Here is a 2063-nt window from a genome sequence, read left to right as displayed (position 1 = left end):
GGTCACGGCCTCCAGGTCCTCGCCCAGCGCTTCGGCCACCGCGAGCGCGGCCAGCGCGCCCGTCGCGGGCCCGAGGCCGGGGTAGGGGACGTGGACGGTGCGCCCGGCGTAGCGGAAGCGGCTCGACTCGGCGCCCAGCTCCAGGCCGTAGCCCGCGAAGTCGGCGTCGCCGAAGCCGTAGGTCTCGACGTCGGGGGTGGCGACCCAGTCGGCCGCCTGCAGGCTGCACAGCCGCAGGGGGCTGCCCTCGAGCAGCCGCGACTCCTCCCGCACCACGTTCTCGAAGCTGCCCAGGCCCTCGAGGTGCTCGGGGCCCAGCGCGGTCAGCAGGCCCAGGCTGGGCCGGGTCATGCCCACGAGCTCGTCCATCTCGCCCAGCCGGTCGATGCCCAGCTCGAGCACCGCCCCCCGCGCGGCGGGGTCGAGCCGCCAGAGGAACTGCGCCAGCCCGGGCGCGTTGTTGAGGTTGCCCTCGGGCGCGGGCCAGCCCAGCCCCTGGGCCAGCGCCTCCTTGGTCGTGGTCTTGCCCGAGCTGCCCCCCACCGCCACCACCGTGCCGCCGAAGCGCTCGCGCAGCGCCCGGCCCAGCCGCAGCAGGGCCAAGGCGGGGTCGGGCACCTGGAGGGCGCCGGGGTGGGCCTGGTCGGTGATCACGAAGGCCGCGCCGCGCTCGAGGGCCTGCGCGGCGAAGTCCCGCCCGTGCACCTTGGCGCCGGGCAGGGCCACGAAGGCCGTCCCCGGCTGCACCGCGCGGGAGTCCCAGGTGAGGTCCTGCGCCACCGCCACCGGCGGGTGGACCCTCCCCTCGAGCGCCGTCGCCACCCACTCGGGGCTGAGGCGGCTCCAGCTCGGGGTGTCGGGTTTGGGCATCGCTTCCATCAGGCGCGGACCTCCGGGGCGGGTTTAGCGTAAGCAGTAAAATGTGTTACATACTCATCATGCACAACAGCCTCACCGAGCCCCCAGTCTACCGGCTTTTGGGTGAGGCTTCCAGACGGGGCGGCTCGCCCCACAGGCTGAAGAGCCCGGCCGCGATCTCGCGGAACACCGGGGCGGCCACCATCGAGCCGTGGATGCGGGGCCCCTTGGGGTGGTGCAGCACCACCACCACGGTCACCCTGGGCTTGTCGGAGGGGATGAATCCCGCGAAAAGCGCGTTGTAGACGGTGCGGGAGTAGCGCCCGTCCACCACCACCTGCGCGGTGCCGGTCTTGCCGCCCACCGCGTAGCCCTCGAGCTTGGCCTGCGGGGCCACCCCGTCGGTGAGGGCCTTGCGGATGTCGCGCGCCACCTCGGGGCGGAAGACCCGCTCACCCTCGCCCACCGGACCCTGCACGAGCTGCGGCGGCAGGTACACCCCGCCGTTGGCCAGCGCGTTGAAGGCGGCGACGAGGTGCAGGGGGGTGATGAGAAAGCCCTGCCCGAAGGTGGCGTTGACGTACTCGGTGGGGCCCCACAGCTCGGGCCGCCGCACCTTGGGCTGCTCGAGGCGCGACCCGGGCATCGGGCGGGGGTCGGTGAAGTGGAGCTGCTCCATCGTGGCGTAGAGCTTCCGCCGGTCCATGCCCGCGGCCAGCTTGCTGATGCCCACGTTGGAGGAGTACTTGAGCACCTCGGCCAGGGTGAGCTTGCGGGGGTGGGCGACGACGTCGTTGATGGTCCAGCCCGCGACCCGGTAGTACATGGGCGCGTCTACCACGGTGTCCAAGCCGGCCTTGCGCTGCTCGAGCAGCGCGGCGGCGGTGAGGGCCTTCATGGTCGAGCCCGGCTCGAGCGCCACCAGGAAGGCGTGGTTGCGCCAGGAGACGTCCACCGAGGGGTCGGGGCGGGGGGCCTGCGGGTCGAAGCGGGGGCCGTTGGCGACGGCCAGCAGCCGCCCGGTGTGGGTCTCCATCACCAGCGCGGTGCCCCAGTCGGCCTTGGAGGACTCGATCGCGCCCCACAGGGCCTGCTCGGCCAGCGACTGCACGGCGGGGTCGAGGGTCAGGCGCACGTCGCGCCCGGCGGCTAGGGCGCTCTCGAGGTCGCGCTCGAGGCCGCTGAGCCCGCGCCCGGCCACGCCG

At 73.7% G+C, this 2063-nt stretch carries 2 protein-coding genes; both read right to left on the bottom strand.

Features of this window, described 5'->3' with window-relative positions:
- Positions 1-879, bottom strand: an 879-nt coding sequence (locus MEICH_RS25250; RefSeq protein WP_084542315.1) for a Mur ligase family protein, incomplete at its 3' end; no start/stop codon positions are given.
- A gap of 88 nt (positions 880-967) precedes the next feature.
- A partial coding sequence (locus MEICH_RS25245; protein WP_036218584.1) for a peptidoglycan D,D-transpeptidase FtsI family protein occupies positions 968-2063 on the bottom strand: 1096 nt, incomplete at its 5' end.

The sequence above is a fragment of the Calidithermus chliarophilus DSM 9957 genome, from assembly GCF_000430045.1.
Taxonomy (GTDB): domain Bacteria; phylum Deinococcota; class Deinococci; order Deinococcales; family Thermaceae; genus Calidithermus; species Calidithermus chliarophilus.
This window is presented reverse-complemented; position numbering and strand designations above follow the sequence as displayed.